Annotated in this window: 15 protein-coding genes and 1 other RNA gene; 10 read left to right on the top strand and 6 right to left on the bottom strand. The window is 67.8% G+C overall.

Annotation, left to right across the window (positions count from 1 at the left end; translation table 11 throughout):
* Window positions 1-14 precede the first annotated feature (14 nt).
* From glmM to phoR, 8 genes are all read left to right on the top strand, one after another.
* On the top strand, window positions 15-1349 hold the full coding sequence (gene glmM, locus C7444_RS02805) for a phosphoglucosamine mutase (RefSeq protein WP_110399316.1): 1335 nt from the start codon (window positions 15-17) through the stop codon (window positions 1347-1349).
* A 236-nt stretch (window positions 1350-1585) separates the two neighbouring features.
* Window positions 1586-2626 carry a phosphate ABC transporter substrate-binding protein PstS gene (pstS, locus tag C7444_RS02810; protein ID WP_110399317.1) on the top strand — a complete coding sequence of 347 codons (1041 nt, stop codon included), beginning with the start codon at window positions 1586-1588 and terminating at the stop codon, window positions 2624-2626.
* Between the two features lie 110 nt (window positions 2627-2736).
* Complete coding sequence (pstC, locus tag C7444_RS02815; protein ID WP_110399318.1) at window positions 2737-3714, top strand: phosphate ABC transporter permease PstC; 978 nt, start codon at window positions 2737-2739, stop codon at window positions 3712-3714.
* Entirely contained in the window at window positions 3714-4577 is an 864-nt protein-coding gene (gene pstA, locus C7444_RS02820; RefSeq protein ID WP_110399319.1) for a phosphate ABC transporter permease PstA, read from the top strand. Before pstC ends, pstA begins: the two co-directional genes overlap by 1 nt.
* Before the next feature lie 19 nt (window positions 4578-4596).
* The gene (gene pstB / locus C7444_RS02825) at window positions 4597-5382 is read left to right on the top strand and encodes a phosphate ABC transporter ATP-binding protein PstB (RefSeq protein WP_110399320.1); all 786 of its coding nucleotides are present in this window, start codon (window positions 4597-4599) and stop codon (window positions 5380-5382) included.
* Between the two features lie 61 nt (window positions 5383-5443).
* Window positions 5444-6148 carry a phosphate signaling complex protein PhoU gene (phoU, locus tag C7444_RS02830; protein ID WP_110399321.1) on the top strand — a complete coding sequence of 235 codons (705 nt, stop codon included), beginning with the start codon at window positions 5444-5446 and terminating at the stop codon, window positions 6146-6148.
* 32 nt (window positions 6149-6180) lie between these two features.
* Entirely contained in the window at window positions 6181-6879 is a 699-nt protein-coding gene (phoB, locus tag C7444_RS02835; protein WP_110399322.1) for a phosphate regulon transcriptional regulator PhoB, read from the top strand.
* Window positions 6880-6934: 55 nt separating this feature from the next.
* Entirely contained in the window at window positions 6935-8293 is a 1359-nt protein-coding gene (gene phoR, locus C7444_RS02840; RefSeq protein WP_245909379.1) for a phosphate regulon sensor histidine kinase PhoR, read from the top strand.
* A 45-nt stretch (window positions 8294-8338) separates the two neighbouring features.
* Here the strand turns inward: phoR and C7444_RS02845 are convergent, their stop codons facing one another.
* The 4 genes from C7444_RS02845 to trxA all read right to left on the bottom strand — a co-directional run bounded on the left by C7444_RS02845 (window position 8339) and on the right by trxA (window position 12348).
* Window positions 8339-9976, bottom strand: coding sequence for a hypothetical protein (locus C7444_RS02845; protein WP_245909380.1), 1638 nt, complete (start codon window positions 9974-9976; stop codon window positions 8339-8341).
* Window positions 9977-10111: 135 nt separating this feature from the next.
* A complete protein-coding gene (locus C7444_RS02850) occupies window positions 10112-10369 on the bottom strand; it encodes a type B 50S ribosomal protein L31 (protein WP_110399325.1) in 258 nt (85 codons plus the stop codon).
* An 84-nt stretch (window positions 10370-10453) separates the two neighbouring features.
* Window positions 10454-11716: a transcription termination factor Rho gene (rho, locus tag C7444_RS02855; RefSeq protein WP_110399326.1), complete on the bottom strand. Its 1263-nt coding sequence runs from the start codon at window positions 11714-11716 to the stop codon at window positions 10454-10456.
* Window positions 11717-12018: 302 nt separating this feature from the next.
* On the bottom strand, window positions 12019-12348 hold the full coding sequence (gene trxA / locus C7444_RS02860; protein WP_110399327.1) for a thioredoxin TrxA: 330 nt from the start codon (window positions 12346-12348) through the stop codon (window positions 12019-12021).
* 256 nt (window positions 12349-12604) lie between these two features.
* Here trxA and C7444_RS02865 point away from each other — a divergent pair, with 256 nt between their 5' ends.
* Window positions 12605-14398 carry an HDOD domain-containing protein gene (locus C7444_RS02865; protein ID WP_146219331.1) on the top strand — a complete coding sequence of 598 codons (1794 nt, stop codon included), beginning with the start codon at window positions 12605-12607 and terminating at the stop codon, window positions 14396-14398.
* A 152-nt stretch (window positions 14399-14550) separates the two neighbouring features.
* Here the strand turns inward: C7444_RS02865 and ffs are convergent.
* Window positions 14551-14649: signal recognition particle sRNA small type (ffs, locus tag C7444_RS02870), an RNA gene on the bottom strand.
* 90 nt (window positions 14650-14739) lie between these two features.
* Between ffs and C7444_RS02875 the strand changes: the two genes are divergently transcribed.
* Window positions 14740-15081, top strand: a complete 342-nt coding sequence (locus tag C7444_RS02875; RefSeq protein WP_110399329.1) for an H-NS family nucleoid-associated regulatory protein — start codon at window positions 14740-14742, stop codon at window positions 15079-15081.
* A 16-nt stretch (window positions 15082-15097) separates the two neighbouring features.
* Here the strand turns inward: C7444_RS02875 and C7444_RS02880 are convergent, their stop codons facing one another.
* Window positions 15098-15919: a plasmid replication/partition related protein gene (locus C7444_RS02880; protein ID WP_110399330.1), complete on the bottom strand. Its 822-nt coding sequence runs from the start codon at window positions 15917-15919 to the stop codon at window positions 15098-15100.
* Window positions 15920-16015 lie beyond the last annotated feature (96 nt).

Genomic DNA, 16015 nt, shown 5'->3' on the forward strand with positions numbered 1-16015 from the left:
AAAAGAGAGAGGTCATGAGCAACAGAAAATACTTCGGCACCGACGGCATCCGCGGCACCGTCGGCGAAGCGCCGATCACGCCCGACTTCGCGCTGCGTCTGGGCCACGCGATCGGCCGCGTGCTGCGCGCCACCCAGGACCGGCCTTCGGTGCTCATCGGCAAGGACACCCGCATCTCGGGCTACATGCTCGAGTCGGCACTCGAGGCCGGCCTGAGCTCGGCGGGTGTGGACGTGCTGCTGACCGGGCCGCTGCCCACGCCGGGTGTCGCCTACCTGACCCGGGCGCTGCGGCTGTCGCTGGGCATCGTCATCAGCGCCTCGCACAACCCCTACGAGGACAACGGCATCAAGTTCTTCTCGGCCCGCGGCGAGAAGCTGCCCGACGCCTGGGAGCTGGAGGTCGAGGCGGCCATCGAGGCGCCGCCCCAGTGGGAAAGCTCCAACGGCCTGGGCCGTGCGCGCCGGGTGGCCGATGCGGCCGGCCGCTACATCGAGTTCTGCAAGTCGACCTTCTCCAACGAGCTGTCGCTCAAGGGCCTGAAGATCGTCATCGACGGCGCGCACGGGGCGGCCTACCAGGTCGCGCCGGCGGTCTTCCATGAGCTGGGGGCCGACGTGGTGCGCATCGGCTGCGAGCCCGACGGCTTCAACATCAACCGGCAGGTCGGCGCGACCTCGCCCGAGGCGCTGGTGCGCACCGTGCGGGAGCAGGGCGCGGACTACGGCATCGCGCTCGACGGCGACGCCGACCGCCTCCAGCTGGTGGATCGCAACGGCCGGCTCTACAACGGCGACGAGCTGCTGTACGTGATGGTCGCCGACCGGCTGGACCAGGGTGAAGCGGTCCCGGGGGCCGTCGGCACGCTGATGACCAACATGGCGGTCGAGCTGGCGCTGCAGGAGCGTGGTGTCGAGTTCGTGCGGGCCAAGGTCGGCGACCGCTACGTGCTCGAGGAGCTGGCCCGGCGTGGCTGGCAGCTCGGCGGCGAAGGCTCCGGTCACCTGCTGGCGCTGGACCGCCACACCACCGGTGACGGCATCGTCAGCGCGCTGCAGGTGCTGCAGGCCCAGCAGCGCAGCGGCCGCACGCTCGAGCAGATGCTCGAGGGCGTGACGCTGTTCCCGCAGACCCTGATCAACGTCCGCCTGCAGCCCGGCACCGACTGGCGCGAGAACCGTCGCCTGGCCGAGGTGCAGCAGGCGGTGCAGGCCGAGCTCGGCAAGCGTGGCCGGCTGCTGATCCGGCCGTCGGGCACCGAGCCGCTGCTGCGCGTGATGGTGGAGGCCCAGGACGCCGAGCTGGCACGATCCTGCGCCCAGCGCCTGGTCGATGCGGTCTCGGCCTGAGCGCAGGCCCCGGCCCGGGGCCTGAACGTGGCGGCCCGATCGTGATCCAGGTCACGATCGGGCTGTCACATGATTTCGTGACAGTACCGCGACGGCCATCGATCGCATCGATCCGCACGCCACGGCGTGTCGCTGCCGCTGTCACAAATGCCTTGTGCGTCACGAGATCGTCACAGAGCGCCCATACAGTCCGTCCTGTCGGTATTTCTACCGCCTAGCGATCGAAAGGGCATTCCATGAACGTTTCCGTGTTGAGCAAGGGTTTCCTGGCTGTTTCCATGCTTGCAGCAGCCAGTCTGGCAGCCGCTCAGGACGTGACCGGGGCAGGAGCTTCGTTCCCCGCACCGGTGTATGCCAAGTGGGCCGACGCCTACAACAAGGCCACCGGCGTGCGCATCAACTACCAGTCGGTGGGTTCGGGCGCCGGCATGAAGCAGATCAAGTCGAAGACGGTGGACTTCGGGGCGTCCGATGCGCCGCTGAAGGACGAGGAGCTGGCCAAGGATGGCCTGGTCCAGTTCCCGACCGTCATCGGTGGTGTCGTGCCGGTGGTGAACATCAAGGGCGTGCAGCCCGGCCAGCTGAAGATGACCGGCACCGTGCTGGCCGACATCTACCTGGGCAAGATCACGAAGTGGAACGACGCCGCCATCACCGCCCTGAACCCGGGCGTGGCGCTGCCGGACTCGCTGATCGCCGTGGTGCGCCGCGCCGATGGTTCGGGCACGTCCTTCAACTTCACCAACTACCTGTCCAAGGTCAGCGCCGACTGGAAGAGCAAGGTCGGCGAGGGCACCGCCCCGAACTGGCCGGTGGGCATGGGTGGCAAGGGCAATGAAGGCGTGTCCGCCTTCGTGACCCGCCTGCCGGACTCGATCGGTTATGTCGAGTACGCCTACGCCAAGCAGAACAAGATGTCGCACGTACTGCTGCAGAACGTCGCGGGCAACTTCGTCGCGCCGGACGACCTGACCTTCAAGGCTGCTGCGGCCAACGCCGAGTGGAGCAAGTCGTTCTACCAGGTGCTGACCAACCAGCCGGGCAAGGACTCGTGGCCGATCACGGCAGCGACCTTCATCATGATGCACAAGGTCGCCGAGAAGCCGGCGCAGTCGCAGGCCTCGCTGAAGTTCTTCGAGTGGGCCTACACCGGTGGCGACAAGATGGCGTCCGACCTCGAGTACGTGCCGATGCCCGACTCGGTGAAGGCCATCATCCGCAAGTCGTGGAGCGAGATCAAGGACGGCGGCGGCAAGGCCGTCCACGCGTCGAAGTGATCGCATCCTCGTGATGCACGAAGGGCTGGGTGCGGTGTCGCACCAGCCCTTTTTTACGACCCGGAGGCACTGTGGCTGCTACCCTTCCTGCATCAACGCAGGACAAGACTATGAAACCATCCGAGCGCACCTCGGGATCGGGCGGCCCGCGCGCGCCTGTTCGTGCACCCTGGGCCGATCCGCTGTTCGCCTTCCTGGCCCAGGCCGCGGCCTGGCTGACGCTGGCCCTGCTGGCGGGCATCATCGTCTCGCTGGTGATCGGGGCGATGCCCGCGATCCGCGAGTACGGCCTGTCCTTCCTGTGGCGGGCCGAGTGGAATCCGCCGGAGGACAAGTACGGCGGCCTGGTGATGATCTACGGCACGCTGATGACCTCGTTCATCGCGCTGCTGATCGCCGTGCCGGTGAGCTTCGGCATCGCGCTGTTCCTGACCGAGCTTTCCCCCAAGTGGCTCAAGCAGCCGCTGGGCACCGCCATCGAGCTGCTGGCGGCCGTGCCGTCCATCGTCTACGGCATGTGGGGCCTGCTGGTGTTCGGGCCGCTGCTGGCCGAATACGTGCAGGCGCCGCTGATGACGGCCTTCCGGGGCGTGCCCTTCTTCGGCGAGCTGTTCTCGGGCCCGCCGGTGGGCATCGGCCTGCTGTCGGCCGGCATCATCCTGGCGATCATGATCATCCCGTTCATCGCCTCCGTGATGCGTGATGTCTTCGAGGTCACGCCGCCGATGCTCAAGGAGAGCGCCTACGGCCTGGGCTCGACCACCTGGGAGGTGGTCTACAAGGTCGTGCTGCCCTACACCAAGGCCGGCGTGGTCGGCGGCATCATGCTCGGCCTGGGCCGTGCGCTGGGCGAGACCATGGCCGTCACCTTCGTGATCGGCAACATGAACCAGCTGTCGTCGCTGTCGCTGTTCGAGGCGGCCAACAGCATCACGTCGGCCCTGGCCAACGAGTTTGCCGAAGCGGGTGAAGGCCTGCACCAGGCTTCGCTGATCTACCTGGGCCTCGTGCTGTTCTTCATCACATTCGTCGTGCTGGCGCTGTCCAAGGTGCTGCTGGCGCAACTCAAGAAGGGCGAGGGTCGTTGATGACGAGCGCAACTCTGCTGGCATCGCGCGTGGCGATGCACCGCAAACGCAAGGTGGTCAACGCCATCGCGCTGATGATGTCGCTGGCCGCGATGGCCTTCGGCCTGGTCTGGCTGATCTGGATCCTGTTCGAGACCGTGCGACTGGGCCTGGGCGGCATCTCGCTGGCGCTGTTCACCGAGATGACGCCGCCCCCGATGGAAGAGGGCGGGCTGGCCAACGCGATCTTCGGCTCGCTGCTGATGGTCGGCGCAGCCACCCTGATCGGCACGCCGATCGGCGTGCTGGCCGGGGTCTACCTGGCCGAGTACGGCCAGGCCAACTGGCTGGGCCGGGTGACCCGTTTCATCAACGACATCCTGCTGGCGGCGCCGTCGATCGTGATCGGCCTGTTCATCTACTCGATCTGGGTGTCGCGCCAGAAGTCCTTCTCCGGTTTCGCCGGCGTGCTGGCGCTCGCGCTGATCGTCATCCCGGTGGTCATCCGCACCACCGAGAACATGCTCAGCCTGATCCCCAACGCGCTGCGCGAGGCCGCCTACGCGCTGGGCACGCCGAAGTGGAAGGTCATCCTGGCCATCACGCTGAAGACCGCCCGCGCCGGCGTGATGACCGGCATCCTGCTGGCCATCGCCCGCATCGCCGGTGAGACCGCACCGCTGCTGTTCACCGCGCTGTCCAACCAGTTCTGGACCTCCAGCCTCGGCGAGCCGATGGCCAGCCTGCCGGTGACCATCTTCAAGTTCGCGATGAGCCCTTACGAGAACTGGCAGAAACTGGCGTGGGCAGGCGTGTTCCTGATCACCGTGGGTGTGCTGGCGCTGAACATCGTGGCGCGCACCTTCTTCCGCAACAAGCACTGAATCCCTGCCGAGGCATTCCATGGACACCAAAGTCAATCTGCCGGTGAGCGAGAAGATCAAGCTCTCGGTCCGCAACCTGAACTTCTACTACGGCCACTTCCATGCGTTGAAGAACATCAACATGGAGCTGCCCGAGAAGAAGGTCACCGCCTTCATCGGCCCCTCGGGCTGCGGCAAGTCCACGCTGCTGCGCACCTTCAACCGCATGTTCGAGCTCTACCCCGAGCAGCGTGCCGAAGGCGAGATCCTGCTCGACGGCCAGGACATCCTCAAGAGCAAGGAAGACATCTCGCTGATCCGTGCCCGCGTGGGCATGGTCTTCCAGAAGCCCACGCCCTTCCCGATGTCGATCTACGACAACATCGCCTTCGGCGTGCGGCTGTTCGAGAGCCTGTCGCGTGCCGAGATGGACGAGCGGGTCGAGTGGGCCCTGAAGAAGGCCGCGCTCTGGACCGAGGTGAAGGACAAGCTCGACAAGAGCGGCTCGGGCCTGTCGGGTGGCCAGCAGCAGCGCCTGTGCATCGCGCGCGGCATCGCCATCAAGCCCGAGGTGCTGCTGCTCGACGAGCCCTGCTCGGCGCTGGATCCGATCTCGACGGGCAAGATCGAGGAGCTGATCGACGAGCTCAAGAGCGACTACACCGTGCTGATCGTGACCCACAACATGCAGCAGGCCGCGCGCAGTTCCGACTACACCGCCTACATGTACCTGGGTGACCTGATCGAGTTCGGACCGACGTCGGAGCTCTTCATGAAGCCGAAGAAAAAAGAGACGGAAGACTACATCACCGGCCGTTTCGGCTGACGTCCGGCAGGCCCGCAGCGACGCGGGTCGTGCGGGCCACTCTTCTTGAAGGACTCCTTCCATGGACAAGCATCTCGTCAGCCAGTTCGACAACGAGCTCAACGGCATTTCCACCCGCGTGCTCGAAATGGGCGGCATGGTCGAATCCCAGGTGGCCCAGGCCATCTACGCGCTGACCCATTTCAGCAGCGAAACCGCCGCCCAGGTCATCCAGACCGAGGAGCGTGTCAACCAGATGGAAGTGGAGATCGATCGTGACCTGTCGGGCATCATCGCCCGCCGCCAGCCCACGGCGCGCGACCTGCGCCTGCTGATCGCGATCTCCAAGACCATCGGCAACCTCGAGCGGGTGGGCGACGAAGCCGCCCGCATCGCCCGCACCGTGCAGCGCCTGGTCAACACCGGCGTCTCCAGCCGCCTGCGCCTGCCGGTGTCGGACGTGTCCTTCGAGGCGCAGCTGGCCATCGCCTCGCTGCACAAGGCGCTCGACGCGTTCGCGCGCCTGGACGTCAACCAGGCCATCGCCGTCATCAAGCAGGACAACGAGATCGACGCCGAGTTCGACGGTTTCATGCGCAAGCTCATCACCTACATGATGGAAGACCCGCGCACGATCTCGGCCTCCATCGACCTGGTCTTCGTGGCCAAGGCGATCGAGCGTGTCGGCGACCACGCGAAGAACCTAGCCGAGCAGATCATCTACATCGTCAAGGGCACCGACGTGCGTCACAACACGCCCGACACGGTCGAGACGCTGGCCAAGTGATTGAAGGAGTTTTCTGTGTCCGGGGTGTCTAAATGAGTCGAGTGCTGGTCGTCGAGGACGAGACCGCGATCGCGGAGCTGATCTCCATCAACCTGCGCCATGCCGGCTACGAGGTCACGCTCGCGGCCACGGCCGAACAGGCCCAGGCGGCGGTGGATGCGGTGCTGCCCGATCTGGTGCTGCTGGACTGGATGCTGCCCGGCAGCTCCGGCATCGCGCTGGCCCGCCAGTGGCGTGCGGCGGCCCGCACGCGCGAGCTGCCCATCATCATGCTGACGGCCCGCGCCGAGGAGTCCGACAAGGTCGTGGGCCTCGATGCCGGCGCCGACGACTACCTGACCAAGCCGTTCTCCACCGGCGAGCTGCTGGCGCGCATCCGTGCGGTGCTGCGCCGCCGTGCGCCCGAGGCGCTCGACAGCGCGGTGGAGGTCGGTCACTTGCGCCTGGACCCGTCGACCCGCCGCGTCACCCGCGGGGCCGAGGAGATCCGGGTCGGTCCGACCGAATTCCGCCTGCTGCACTTCTTCATGACCCATCCCGAGCGTGTGCACACCCGTGCGCAGTTGCTCGACCGGGTCTGGGGTGACCATGTGTTCATCGAGGAGCGCACGGTGGACGTGCACGTCAAGCGCCTGCGCGAGGCGCTGTCGCCGGTGCAGTGCTCGCAGATGATCGAGACGGTGCGTGGCGCCGGCTATCGACTGACGCAGAGCGGGCTGGCGGCCGCCTGAGCGGGCCGATTTCAGGGGATTGCGGGCCATGGGCTTGATTGCAGGACGTCTGTTGATGGCGATCTTCCTGATGAGCCTGGGGGCCCTGACGGGTTTCCTGGTCGGTCGGGTGGTCGGTCATGTCTTCTGGGGGGTGTGGATTGGCGCGGTGCTGGGCGTGTCGCTGGCCCAGGTGCGCGAGACCTACCGCGCGCTGCGCCTGATCCGCTGGCTGCGCGAGGGCGGCGACGGGCCGGCACCACGTGCCGGCGAGGTCTGGGGCGAGCTCGCCTACCGCTTCGAGCGCCACCTGCAGCTGCGCCAGCGGGAGCTGGTCGGTGAGCGCCAGCGCCTGGCGCAGTTCCTCTCGGCCATCGAGGCCTCGCCGATCGGCCTGCTGCTGCTCGACGCCGAGGAGCACATCAGCTGGCTCAATCCGGTCGCGGCCGACCACCTCGGCCTGCACCGCGAACGTGACCTGGGCCAGCGCATCACCAACCTGGTCCGCCATCCTGCCTTCGTGGGGCATCTGCAGCAGGCCGATCCCGTCGAGCCGGTGAGCATGCTCAACCACCAGAACGGCCTGACGCTGTCGGTGCAGATCCGGCCCTACGGTGACGGGCTGCGCCTGATCCTGACCCAGGACGTGACCGAGCGCCTGCGCGCCGACGCGATGCGGCGCGACTTTGTGGCCAATGTGTCCCACGAGATCCGCACGCCGCTGACGGTGCTGGCCGGTTTCGTCGAGACGCTGACCAATCTGCCGCTGACGCCGGTGGAGCGCCAGCGGGTGCTGGCCCTGATGACCCAGCAGACCAACCGCATGCAGTCGCTGGTGTCGGACCTGCTGACGCTGGCCCAGCTCGAGGGCAGCCCGCGCCCGCCGGCCGACCACTGGGTGCCGGTCAGCGCCTTGCTGCAGCAGGTCGAGCTGGAGGCGCAGGCGCTGTCCAAGGGCCGCCACCAGCTGGTATTCCACGAGCCCGGCCAGCCCGCCGCGGCCATCGCGGGCCACCAGAGCGAGCTGCTGTCGGCCCTGGCCAATCTGGTCAGCAACGCGGTGCGCTACACGCCCGACGGGGGCCGCATCGAGGTCCGCTGGCTTGCGGGCAGCACCACGCAGCCTGGCTGCTTCGAGGTCAGGGACACCGGCATCGGCATCGCCCGCGAGCACCTGCCCCGCATCACCGAACGTTTCTACCGCGTCGATGGCAGCCGCTCTCGCGAGACCGGGGGCACGGGCCTGGGCCTGTCCATCGTCAAGCACGTGCTGCAGCGCCACGGTGCCGAGCTCGAGGTCGACAGCGAGCCGGGCAAGGGCTCGTGCTTCCGCATCGTCGTGCCGGCCGTGCGCACCCGTTATGTCCAGGCGGTGCCGTCGATCGGCCCGGCCGGGCGCGAGAGCGAACCCGCGACGGCGCTGCGCGGCCGCTGAGCCGCATCGAGGAAAGGCCCGGGCCGCGCGGCGGCCCGGCGTGTCTCAGGCGCGTCGGTAGAGGTAGAACACCTCGTTGCGATCGGTGGGGCGGCGCAGCTTGTCGACCAGCCGCCAGCCCTGCGGCACGACCTGGTGGGTGCTCGGGGCGGGGCGGTTGACCGCTTCGGTGCGCCGGATGATCATCCAGTCGCAACCGGCCTGCGAACGATCGCGGCTCAGTCGCCAGCGCCCCTGGGCCTCGAGGGCCGCCAGCTGGCTGCGACCCAGGTCGGGGCCGGCGATGCAGGCCTCCGCGGGGATGATGCGCGCGATGCGGTTCATCAGCGGACGGTAGCTGCGCGCATGGTCGAGCAGCGGCAGCCACAGCGTCATCAGCAGCAGCCAGCTCAGCGCCACGCCGCTGGCGGGCAGCACCAGGCTCTTCCACAGCACCGGGCGGTGCTGCGACGTGCGCCAGCGCACCAGCCAGATCCAGGCGATCGTCGCCAGCAGGGCCAGCACGAAGACGGGGGCATTGAAGCGGTGCTCGAACCCGGGTGCCAGGCGGGCGATGTTGATGGCCGGCTGGGCCGGCACCCCCGTCTGCACCGAGGCGTAGAGCACCCACAGCAGCAGCGCCAGGATGCTGAAGAAGAAGACCGAGAACCAGTCGATCGCCGCACTGACGGTGCGCTTGAGCGTCGGCAGCGAAAACGCGGCCAGCACGGCCAGCGAGGGCAGGGCGATCATCAGCGCCCGCTCCGACGCGCCCATCGCGGCGCTGGCGCCGATCGCCACCGCCGCCACCGACAGCGGGATCAGCACGTGGTGATGGCCCAGCTGGCGGCGCCAGCGCCACAGCGTCCAGCCCACCAGCGGCCAGATCGGCCAGGTGAACCAGGCCAGCAGCTTGGGCATGCCCAGCACCTCGGGCAGCGGCGCGAGCCGGGAGGCCCAGGCGTCCACCGCGGCGGCCGCGGCGGCCGAGATCAGCATGCCCAGCAGCAGCCAGGGCACCAGCGCCCGTGTGGGGGCGTGTGACGAGCGCCGGGCCAGCACCACGCCGACGCCGCCATAGAGCAGACCGGTGGTCGCCGCCCCGCTCAGGGCCAGCGCCGGCAGGGCCACCAGCAGGGCGATGATGCTGCGGCCATGCCGGTGCCGACTGGCCGCCAGGCCGTAGAGCAGCAGGCTGCTGGCCGCCAGCTGCACCAGCTCCGGCGTGGTCTCGTGACCCAGCTGCAGCAGGCCCAGCGGGGCGATCAGCGCCAGCACCGAGGCGTCGGCCATCGTGCAGGCGTAGTCGATGCGCGAGGCCTCGCCCCCGAAGGCAAAAGGCAGCGGCTGCGCCTCGTCGGTGCGGGCGAGGTGGAAGCAGGCGTACCAGGTCAGGGCGAGCGTGGCCACCAGCAGCAGCGCGAACGGCAGCCGGGCGGCCAGGGCCTGGTCCATCCAGCCCCCGAACGCCTGGATGGACCAGGCCCCGAGCCAGTAGGGCAGGGCGCTGCCCTCGCTGGACAGTCCGGCGATGCTCGGATTCAGCCAGCCGGAGTCGCCGCGCACCAGGCTCAGCATGTAGCCGAAAGCGGTGATGTCGGCATTTTTCCAGGGGTCCCGGAAGAAGATGCCGGGCAGCACATAGGCTGCGCACAGCAGCCACAAGGCCAGCCGGGGCAGTCGCCGCACGGCTCGCTGGGTCACGAGGGCCGGATTGGGAGTGTTCACGGGACGGGGCAGAAGCCGCAGTGGAGGAGGCGCACCGATTCTGGCGCCGAAACGGGCGGACCAAAAAAAAGGGCAGCCGGAGCTGCCCTTCCTGACGTCTGCGACAGGATCTTACTTCTTGATGCCCACGCGGAACTTGTTGCGGAACTTCTCGACGCGTCCACCCAGACTGTCGATGCTCTTCTGCGTGCCGGTGTAGAACGGGTGCGTTTCGCTGGTCGTTTCCAGCTTGAACAGCGGCAGTTCGCGGCCATCTTCCATCGTGATGTTCTCACGAGCCGGCGCGCACGAGCGCGTCACGAACTTGAAGCCGTTGGACAGATCCACGAAGCAAACTTCGCGGTAGTTCGGGTGGATGCCTTCTTTCATTGGAGCCTCGCTGTGATGCCGGGAGCCACGTTGCGCACCATGCACAAGCACTTTCCGACAGCGGAAAAACGTTGATTATAGCCTTCAACCGCCTCGGCGCATCAGGTCGAAGAACTCGACGTTGTTCTTCGTGGACTTCATCTTGCCCAGGATGAACTCCATCGCCTCGATTTCGTCCATCGGATAGAGCAGCTTGCGCAGGATCCAGGTCTTCTGCAGGATCTCCGGCTTGAGCAGCAGCTCCTCGCGGCGGGTGCCCGACTTGTTGAGCATGATCGACGGGTAGACCCGCTTTTCCGACATGCGGCGATCCAGCTGGATCTCGCAGTTGCCCGTGCCCTTGAACTCCTCGTAGATCACCTCGTCCATGCGGCTGCCGGTGTCGACCAGCGCCGTGCCGATGATGGTCAGCGAGCCGCCTTCCTCGATGTTGCGGGCCGCGCCGAAGAAGCGCTTGGGGCGCTGCAGCGCGTTGGCGTCCACGCCACCGGTCAGCACCTTGCCCGACGAGGGCAGCACGTTGTTGTAGGCACGCGCCAGACGGGTGATCGAGTCCAGCAGGATGACCACGTCCTTCTTCAGCTCGACCAGCCGCTTGGCGCGCTCGATCACCATCTCGGCGACCTGCACGTGACGGGCGGCGGGCTCGTCGAAGGTGGAGCTGATCACCTCGCCGCGCACGGTGCGCTGCATCTCGGTCACTTCTTCCGGCCGTTCGTCGACCAGCAGCACGATCAGGTGGGCATCCGGGTGGTTGGCCACGATGGCATGCGCCAGGTGCTGCATCATCACCGTCTTGCCGCTCTTGGGCGGCGCGACGAGCAGTGCCCGCTGGCCTTTGCCCAGCGGCGCGATCAGGTCGATGATGCGGCTGGTGATGTTTTCTTCACCCTTGACCTCACGCTCGAGCCTGAACTGTTCCGTCGGGAACAGCGGGGTCAGGTTCTCGAACATGATCTTGTTCTTGCTCTCCTCGGGCGTCAGTTCGTTGACGCGGTCGACCTTGACCAGGGCGAAATACCGCTCGCCATCCTTGGGCACGCGGACTTCACCTTCGATCATGTCGCCGGTGTGGAGATTGAAGCGGCGAATCTGGCTGGGCGAGAGGTAGATGTCGTCGGTGCTGGCCAGGAAACTGGCGTCGGGCGAGCGCAGGAAGCCGAAGCCGTCGGGCAGGACTTCGAGCACGCCGTCACCGAAGATCTGCTCGCCTTGCCGGGCGCGCTTCTTCATGATCGCGAACATCAGCTCCTGCTTGCGCATGCGGCCGGTGTTTTCGATCTCGAGCGTCTCCGCCATCTTGACCAGTGCCGAGATGTGTTGCGCCTTGAGTTCGGAGAGATGCATGTGGGTAGGGACCCTGATAGCAGGCGAACACGATGCCAGTCGTGGTCGCCGATGGTGTCGGACACTCCCTCACCCCGTGCGGTGTCCGCGCCGGATGCACTGGGGCTCGGTGCGGACCTGGCAGCCGATCACCTTGTGGGTGAGACCCGGGGCGTCAGGCACCGGGGGCTGTCAGGCGGATAGGCAGTCGGGGAGGGAGGGTGCCGAGGCTGCGTTCGAACTGAGACCCTGGATCGGGAACCCTCAGGGGAAGCGCAGTGGCATACGGTACGCAACAGCCGCGAGGCTGCTGTTGCGCCCGATTATAGGTTGGCGTCGATGAATGCGGTCAACTGAACCTTCGACAGGGCGCCAACTTTGGTCGCAGCGAGTTCGCCGCCCTTGAAGATCATCAGCGTCGGGATGCCGCGGATGCCGAACTTGGCCGGGACCGCGCGGTTTTCGTCGACGTTCATCTTGGCGACCTGCAGGCGGCCGCCGTAGCTGCCGGCGATCTCGTCGAGGATCGGCGCGATCATCTTGCAGGGGCCGCACCATTCGGCCCAGTAATCCACCAGAACCGGTTTGTCGGATTGAATCACGTCGGTGTCGAAGGACGCGTCAGAAATGTGTTTGATGAGGTCGCTGCTCATGGCAAATCCGTGGGAGGTCACAACCATCTCGTCAAATCGACGGTTCGATGGGCTCACGTATTTTGGCATGAACCATCCGGCCCGGCAGGAACGGGCCCGCTGCGCCTGGCTATGGTGGTGATAGCCGCGGGCCAATAACGGGGCCTGAGCGGTCCTGTTCACCGTTTTGATCCGGTCCGCGGTGCGGCACACTGGGGCGCATCGAGAGGGAGTGCGCGTTGCGTTCCTGGCGAATTCGAACTGTCGAGTGCTGCTCATGGCCGATGCCGTCTACACCGCACCGGGCGTCCTGACGCCTTCTGACCGGAAGCCGGCGGCTGCATTGCGCACCTTCGGCCGGTTTGCCCTGCGGCAGCTGCTCGGGCGCAGCTCGTTGACGATGGCCTGGCTGGCCCACGACCCCCGCGTGCGCCAGGACGTGCTGCTGATGCTGCCGCGCAAGCCTCCCGCCACGGCCGGTGCGCTGCGGCTGTGGGCCGAGTCGGTCCAGCGGGCCGGGCGCCTGTCCCATCCCCGCCTGCTGGCGCCCGTCGAGGTGTCGGCCCACGAGGGCTGGCCTTACCTGGTCTGCGAGCGTTCTGCGGGTGCCGTCACCATGGCCGAGTACCTGTCCGGGCATCGGCCGCCAGCGCCGGCCGAGGTGGTCGACTGGTGCGTCGACCTGCTGTCGGGCCTGGCCGTGACGCACGAGGCCAATCTGTGCCACGGCGACATCGGCCTGCACAGCGTGGTGATCGATCGGCAGGGGCATCTGGCGCTGTGGGGGCTGGCGGTGTCCTGCGAGGCGGCGCCCGACGAGATGCCGGGCTCGACGGGCGCACTCGAGCGCCTGCGGGCCCATGCCGAGCGGGATGTCGCGGCCAGCGGCCTGCTGCTGTTCCAGTGGCTGTCGCGCCAGTCGGCCTTCGACGAACCTGATCTGTCGGTGGCCAGCGCCCGGCTGGGCGAAGACGTCGTGCGCCTGCCCTTCAATCTGCCCCATCCGGTGCCCGAGGCCTTGCGGGCCATCGTGAACCGCGCCGTCGACCGCCATCCGCGGCGCCGCTATGTCGGTGCCCGCAGTTTCGAGCGGGCGCTCGACGGCTGGCGCCAGGTCCAGTCCGCCGACAGGGACGGCCCGCTCGCGCTGCTGCTCGACCGCCTGCGCACGGCCGGGCATCTGCCGGCCCAGCCCGGCCTGGCTCAGCGTGTGGTCCAGGTCGCGAGGATGGAGAACCGTCGGGTCGACGTGCTCGCGGACCTGGTGCTCCAGGATCCCGCGCTGTCCTTCGAGCTGCTGCGCATGGTCAACCTGGCCCGGTTCGGGGCGGGCAAGGAAGGGCAGGTCGTCACGGTGCGACGTGCCATCCTGCTGATGGGCGTGGCGGGGGTGCGCCGTGCCGCCTCGTCGCTGCGGTCCTGGCCCGGGCCGCTGCGGGGCGATGCCGTCGAGGCGATGCAGGCCGGCATGCGGCGCGCGTGGCTGGCCGGGCATCTGGCCGAGGTGCTGGCCCCCGGTGGCCTCGACGCCGAAAGCGCGCTGCTGGCCGCGCAGCTGCAGCACCTCGGGCGCATGCTGGTGCTCTATCACTTTCCTGCCGAGGCCGCGCAGATCCATGCGCTGATGCAGTTCACCCCGGCCCGCTCGGACACCGAACCGGCCATTCCCGGCCTCAGCGAATCGGCTGCCGCGATGGCCGTGCTGGGGGTCGACCTGCCCGCGCTGGCGCTGTCGATGGCCCGCCACTGGGGCCTGGGCGAGGTGGTGCTCGAGATGATGGTGCCCTTGCCCCTCGGGCAGATGGTGCACACGCCGGTCGGGCAGGCGGGCTGGTTCCGGCTGGTGGCCAGCTGTGCCAACGAGATCCTCGAGGCCGACGAACTGGCCGCGCCACTGCAGCCGCGGGCGTTTGGACTGGTCGTCTCGCGCTACGCCAAGAGCCTGGGGCTCACGTCCGACGAGATCCGTGCGTCCCTCATCCAGGCCCGTGTGCTGCTGTCCCAGCACGGGCTGGAGCCGGCCAAGTCCCCGCTGGGCAGCGCCGATGCGTCACCGGATGGGCCGACGTGACTCGGGCGTGAGTCGCTTCTCGATTCGGGGGTGGCAAGGTGCCTGGATCCGGTCTCATGCGCGCCAGTGACACACCGAAGTGACACCAGGGACTCGACCGACGGCCTGATCTGACCGGAAAGTCAGTGGAATCAAGCACTGGAGAGATGTAGGGTGACGAGCCTTGACCCCGGCACTGGGAACTAACAGTTAGGGCTGCTCCGTTCCCGACCTGACCCGTTTGGCTGCGCTCCCATGCGGGGAGGCCCGTCACGTGATAGTGTATCTCACATTGAGACGAGGCTCGTGGAGCGATTCTCCCGACACGGCCCGCGCTCCCTCGGGACGGGCTCCAGCAACACATGAAAAAATCAGAAGACAGTCGCTACGATCCCGAGAAGGTGGTGGCCATCCGCCGCATCCGCAAGTTGATGGAGTTCTGGCGCATCAGCCCGCATGAACTGCGGGGGCTGCCGACGCCGGTGGCCCGACCCGAGCTGCTGCCGGTGGTGCGCTACCGCCATCCGCTGACCGGACGGACCTGGGACGGCGAGGGCGGGCAGCCGCAGTGGCTGCGCGAAGCCCTGATCAAGGAGGGTTACACCGTCGAAGAGCTGCGGCGCTGTGCGCGGGCGAGCGAGGGGCTGGAATCCTCGCCCGAGGGGACGTCCGAAGCGGACTGCCTGGACGACCGGCGGGCCTGAGCCGGCCCGCGGCCCGTCATCGGGCGGCGGCCTTCAGCGCTGCCAGCTCGGTGCGCAGGGCCTCGTTCTCGGCCGTCAGTTCGGCCACACGCTGCTGCAGCGCCTCCAGCGTGCCGGCTTCAGCGGCATCGCTCGAAGCCGGCGCGTCTTCACGCGGCTTGCGTTTCGCTTCGCGCACCCGCTTGGCCGCCTGCTTGAGCTCGTCCTTGCCGGCGATGGCGGCCGCCACCTGCTCCTCGGCCGGCAGGCTGGCCACGGCGGCGGCGGCATTGATCGAGATCGTGCCCGAGCGCACCGCGGCCACCACCTCGGGCGCGGCCTGCTTCTGGATCTTCTCGATCATCACCACCTGATTGCTGCTCAGGCGCGCGGCCCGGGCCAGCGCCTCGCGGCTGTTCAGCGAGACGGGGGTGGGCAGGTCCGCGGCCGTGGCCGCTTCAGGCCGGGGCGGCGCAGCGTCGGGCGTGTCCCCGGTGTCGGGGGCCGGCTCGCGGGGGGCCAGCGTGCGGGCCTGCCGGGCCGCGACGATCTCGCGCTTGCGCAGGGCCAGCAGGCCACGCTGGAAGTCCGACACGCTGCGCCGGCCCAGGTGCTGGTCGATCATCCACAGGTGCACGTCCTCGATGGAGCGGAACCTCGGGTTCTGCACGGTCTGGAACGGCAGACCGTGCTTCATGCAGATGCCGTAGCGGTTGTGGCCGTCCACCAGCATCTCGCCCCACAGCACCAGCGCGTCGCGGCAGCCTTCGGTCAGCAGGCTGCGCTCCAGCGCCTCGTGCTCCTCCGGCGTCAACGGGTCGATGTAGGCTTTCAGTTCTTCGTTGACGACGATGTTCATGGCGTGGACCGGCAGGCAGGAGGGGCCCGGATTCTAGGGGTGCCCGGGCCCGGCCGGTCGCCGAGGGCGGGCACCGGCCGGACGAAACCGCTTGCA

Origin of the sequence: Sphaerotilus hippei (assembly GCF_003201595.1) — a bacterium.
Taxonomy (GTDB): Bacteria; Pseudomonadota; Gammaproteobacteria; order Burkholderiales; family Burkholderiaceae_C; genus Sphaerotilus; species Sphaerotilus hippei.